This window comes from Geobacillus sp. LYN3 (assembly GCF_003064505.1).
Taxonomy (GTDB): Bacteria; Bacillota; Bacilli; order Bacillales; family Anoxybacillaceae; genus Parageobacillus_B; species Parageobacillus_B toebii.
In genome coordinates this window covers 2803989-2808224 of the sequence record NZ_QCWL01000001.1, presented here as the reverse complement: position 1 = coordinate 2808224, position 4236 = coordinate 2803989, and the positions used below count along the sequence as shown (strand labels likewise).

Sequence of the window (4236 nt, the reverse complement as noted above, 5' to 3'; positions counted from 1 at the left end):
CAAGAACTCTCGAAACAAATACCGCACCTTGAAGGCTTGAGGATCCTGTTGAAACTGTTGGCGCTCCTTCTTGGTCATCCGGCGAAGGTTGGCCTGGTAAAACGGGCAATCGTTGTTCTTGCACTTATAGATGTGGTATTCTTTGCGTTCCTTGATCTTTTCCAGCGTCTTTTTGCAGTGCGGGCAGCGAAAGACCGCTTGCTTGGTGAACCGGTTCCGGTGGTTGAACCGGCACTGGCACACTTTGCATTGGTATTGCCCGTTTCCGCCGTTATTGGCGTACAGGTAAGAAGAGGGAGCCTGGCAGCGAGGGCAGGTCAACGAATCCGGAACANCGAATCCGGAACACGGTGTTTCGCCTTCGCGCGGCGCTGGATGGGCCGCAAAGGACGTCCGTGCTGGGCTTCGTAGTCCGCCAACAACTTCCGGTAATCAAGGGTTTCCGGCACATCGATGATCGGAAGGTCATCGACCTGAAGTTTTCGGTACGGCTTTTGGACAGGTTCGTCCAAGTCCTTACGATTCAGGGATTTTCCCACGATCACACCCATGAGATACACAATGATTTGATATTGGGTCTTGATGATTTGAAGCAAATAGGCTAATAATTGAGGTAACAAAGCTTGTCACTCCTTCTTTGTTTGGGCTGTTGAGTGTGTGGTTACCTCAATGATGGCCGAAAACAACGGGGGTGGCAAGCTTTTTTTCTTCCAACGGTTGAAACTCAGGAGAAAACCGTGAGTGTGGAGGATAAACTTTTGACAATACCTGTCCCATTGCGGGAATGGAAAATAAGATTTTCGGCAGCATTGACTACTTCTGGACTAATGCTGGATGGAAATTTCTCGCTCCATGCCAGTACCGCTGCAGAAGCAAATAAAGCATGAGAATCATCGGCTATTTTGAGCCAGTTCGTTAAGATGTTCGGAATAATCTCATCCAGTTCTTTAATTAAATACTTTCCATCGATCAATTCAAAATAAGTTTCCTGATAAAGCGCTGACAGCTCTTTCCAATACTGTTCCCGGCTTGCATCGAGATTTAAGAAAAGATGGTTAAATTCCTTCAGCCATGAAAAATAGGAACGCTCGTTTTTATAGCTATTCCATAATGCCTGAACGATCTGCTCAAATCTTGTCTGATCCACCCTGTATAGCACGGCTAAGCATTTGGAAAAATAATGCGGTTCAAAGATTTTGGTTAGTCCTTGCTCTGCGTATGTTTTTAAAATATCAAACCAATGATCTGATTCTGTTCGGACTGCTTCATTTACTGCCAGTTCAATTGCGCTCTTCCAATCCTTATGTTTTTCAAAAAAGGCGCGAGCAATGTCAGTCACATTCGGGTAGTCCGGATTAAAGGATACCGCTTTTTTAATCACTTGGTCAGCTTTTTCAAGCTTGCCTTGGTCTATATAAAGCGAAAATAATTGCAGTGCAACTTCGGATTGCAAGACACTGCTTTCCGTATTAATGGATTTATAAATCTCTTCAGCTGTTGATAATTGCCCGATTTCATGGTAACAATCCGCTATATTTTTCTTCGCCCACGGTTCTAAATCATTATGAACGTTTTCCCATTTGAAAATAGCTGCTTCATAATCTTTGTGATGAAAATATACTTCTCCCTGGGCAAAACGGATGGTGGAGATGTCAGCTGTCTGATCTTTATGCCCGGCAAGAAAAGCTTCTCCGAGCACACGGACAGGATTTTTCTCATTCGCTTCCATCAATGTTTCATAAAATGTTTTTTTGATCAGTTGATTCTCTAACGTCATGTTTACCCCCCGACCTATATATTTTACATACCGTATTATATAGTTATTAAAACTTTCCTGTTTCTATCCTTAGATATTCTAGCAAACTTACTTTTGCAATAAAGTTTCAAATTGTTTTCATTTACAATACAGATTTTTATCATGGTGTAAAATTTCAGCTAAATTATGTTATTAATTGGATTGAAATGTAAAAAGCTGCATAATCCTCCTGAGAATACTGACAGCTGGTTTTCCATCATCAATACTATTTTAGTAGTATCAGTATGTCCTGATTTTATAGATTTCTTGCACCAGAACTAAAAGGAGCAGGATGTATGCTGCTCCTTTTTTTGCATAACTGCACTTTCCTGCTGAATAAGATGACAGTAAGCCATCTTTTTGTCAGCTCACAAAAGAATTGGATAAATATTCGATGGACGCTTATTTGAGATACAACCCGTTTGGAGTTAGGTTATCTGCAGGCGTCATCGACATGATCAAAGTACTTCTTTCACTGGAAGGATTAGTGGAGCTTTCTTTCCTAGAACTGTTACGTGAACTAATTGTTTACCCCTAATATTCGCTTCTATGAAAAATTTAATGCCTTTATCAATCATGCGTTTAATTTCTTTATCCGCAGCATATCCAAGTTTAATCCATTCTAACTTGCCGGTCCCGCCGTTTTCTACGCTTGTTTGCGTAAATTTCGCCGCATATAAGGTGTCGGCTGACAAATCACGCGGTTTATCAGCCACATACATAAACAGCGCTGTATATTCACCATTGTCTCCAAAGTAAGCGGTGCGCTCATCCGGCATTACATCATCATTTCATTGCCTATGCTTCGCTTAGAAGTGGGGGCTTCTTGGTAAAAAAAAGATAAAAAAAGAAGCGGCTATTGACCGCTTTTTCATTGCCCCCACTATCCGGGTTGTCTTCTTATCACTTTATCGCTTGCAATTACAACAAAAAGCCAGCCTTAACGGCTGGCTTTTTGCATAGCGTCCCAGGAGAGATTCGAACTCCCGACCGACGGCTTAGAAGGCCGCTGCTCTATCCGGCTGAGCTACTGGGACATAGTGTTATTATACTTATATTTTTAGCTGGCTGTCTCTTCCTCTACTAGCTAACTCAAGGAAGCGGGATGCGTCGAGACAACTCGCAGCGAATTCAATGATGCATCGCTCGTTGCTCTATCCAGCTGAGCTACTGGGACATGGTGTTATACCTCTTTAGCTTCGCTGCCTCTTCCTCTACGAGCTGGCTCAAGGGAAGCCAGATGCATCGAGGCAATGTTCTAACAGTTTTTAATGATATTGCGACAACTAGAAGTAAGAAAAAAAAAGCGGGTGATGGGAATCGAACCCACGACATCAGCTTGGGAAGCTGAGGTTTTGCCACTAAACTACACCCGCACGGTTGAAACACGAAGGCGGCACCCGGATTCGAACCGGGGATGAAGGTTTTGCAGACCTCTGCCTTACCACTTGGCTATGCCGCCAAGAAAAGCGGAAGACGGGACTCGAACCCGCGACCCCCACCTTGGCAAGGTGGTGTTCTACCACTGAACTACTTCCGCAATTGGCTGGGCTAGCTGGATTCGAACCAGCGCATCACGGAGTCAAAGTCCGTTGCCTTACCACTTGGCTATAGCCCAATGTATCATCATTTCATCGCTTGCTAAACTTCATTTTAAGATTTATACAGGGGCAGTAGGAATCGAACCCACACCGGAGGTTTTGGAGACCTCTGTTCTACCATTAAACTATGCCCCTATATCATATCATTCGAACCGCCAATCTAAAGGGAGCGGATTTACACTCTTCGAAGTCTATCCACTTCCCTACCTATCCCAACTAAATACTTAACTTACCGTTCTAATGGAATTTAAAACTCTACATGACTAAAGCCAAGAGTTTTTGTATTTACTCTTTAATATACTTATGTATAAAAGTTATGTATATGTATGTAAACTCTTCTCATGGTCGGGAAGACAGGATTCGAACCTGCGACCCCATGGTCCCAAACCATGTGCTCTACCAAGCTGAGCTACTTCCCGAAATGGCGCGCTCGAGAGGACTCGAACCCCTAACCTTCTGATCCGTAGTCAGACGCTCTATCCAGTTGAGCTACGAGCGCACATTACTTTATGAAGCGAAAGACGAAACTTAAAATTCATGATTCCTATCTTAGCAAAACGGCGTTTTATCACTAAATTACTTCTATATAGGTTGTAATAAAGAATTTCCAATCTCCAGTCTTTATCCCTTGACAAGCCGGAACGGTGACAAGAAGAGCGAACAATGCCATTGAAAACAAAATTGCAACTTATATATTTTATATATGTTCATTCCCTCAAAACTAGATAACCGTCTGTTTGGAAGAAGCCGTTTTGCGTAGGCGGCCTACGCTTTTCCGTTGTCTAGCTCCGGTGCCTAGCTCTCTTGCGCCAAATAACCTTCTCCCTTGAGGTGCAAGCA

At 43.2% G+C, this 4236-nt stretch carries 8 tRNA genes and 4 pseudogenes; 1 reads left to right on the top strand and 11 read right to left on the bottom strand.

Features of this window, described 5'->3' with window-relative positions:
* Both DCC82_RS18295 and DCC82_RS14700 read right to left on the bottom strand, forming a co-directional pair.
* A pseudogene (locus DCC82_RS18295) lies at positions 1-620 on the bottom strand (FmdB family zinc ribbon protein); the annotation flags it as partial.
* Positions 621-730: 110 nt separating this feature from the next.
* Positions 731-1777: pseudogene (locus tag DCC82_RS14700) on the bottom strand (tetratricopeptide repeat protein); the annotation flags it as partial.
* 391 nt (positions 1778-2168) lie between these two features.
* On the opposite strand from DCC82_RS14700, the pseudogene DCC82_RS18290 reads away from it, so the two are divergent.
* Positions 2169-2349 (top strand): annotated as a pseudogene (locus DCC82_RS18290) (amine oxidase); the annotation flags it as partial.
* Here DCC82_RS18290 and DCC82_RS14690 read toward each other — a convergent pair.
* The 9 genes and pseudogenes from DCC82_RS14690 to DCC82_RS14650 all read right to left on the bottom strand — a co-directional run.
* Positions 2350-2577: pseudogene (locus tag DCC82_RS14690) on the bottom strand (alkaline phosphatase); the annotation flags it as partial.
* A gap of 181 nt (positions 2578-2758) precedes the next feature.
* Positions 2759-2832, bottom strand: a tRNA-Arg gene (locus tag DCC82_RS14685).
* A gap of 268 nt (positions 2833-3100) precedes the next feature.
* Positions 3101-3171 (bottom strand) — tRNA-Gly (locus DCC82_RS14680).
* Positions 3172-3186: 15 nt separating this feature from the next.
* Positions 3187-3257, bottom strand: a tRNA-Cys gene (locus DCC82_RS14675).
* 6 nt (positions 3258-3263) lie between these two features.
* Positions 3264-3335: transfer RNA gene (locus DCC82_RS14670), tRNA-Gly, on the bottom strand.
* 3 nt (positions 3336-3338) lie between these two features.
* Positions 3339-3413, bottom strand: a tRNA-Gln gene (locus tag DCC82_RS14665).
* 47 nt (positions 3414-3460) lie between these two features.
* A tRNA-Trp gene (locus DCC82_RS14660) sits at positions 3461-3531 on the bottom strand.
* 207 nt (positions 3532-3738) lie between these two features.
* Positions 3739-3815, bottom strand: a tRNA-Pro gene (locus DCC82_RS14655).
* A gap of 3 nt (positions 3816-3818) precedes the next feature.
* Positions 3819-3895, bottom strand: a tRNA-Arg gene (locus tag DCC82_RS14650).
* Positions 3896-4236: the final 341 nt, after the last annotated feature.